Genomic DNA, 318 nt, shown 5'->3' on the forward strand with positions numbered 1-318 from the left:
CGCTTAGGACTTCGACTGCATCTTTATTGAAACATCCGTTCATGCCTCCAGTAGCCAACCATACGAAATCAGACATGAAGCGGGCGGCAATGATGGCTGTCTTTTCGCTCTCCACGATGGCTACAGTCTTGGTCGTGGTTTTATCTGTCAACAGATGTTCGCCAAAGAAGCACTGCCGAAGTGTGAAGTCTGGCAGTTTCAGTTCCGAGTGTACCCAAGTCACCAGACTGTGAGGTTCCTTGATGCGGTGTCCTGTCTTGTCATCATACTTCATTATCTTGCCAGTGCGCACATTCCCATTGACATCTATCTGCCAAA

The 318-nt window shown here is 48.4% G+C and carries 1 protein-coding gene; it reads right to left on the bottom strand.

The window, feature by feature from the left end; genetic code table 11:
- A partial coding sequence (locus I6E38_RS15605) for a DUF6371 domain-containing protein (protein WP_235394747.1) occupies positions 1-318 on the bottom strand: 318 nt, incomplete at both ends.

Origin of the sequence: Leyella stercorea (assembly GCF_021531355.1) — a bacterium.
In the GTDB taxonomy this organism is placed as follows: Bacteria; Bacteroidota; Bacteroidia; order Bacteroidales; family Bacteroidaceae; genus Prevotella.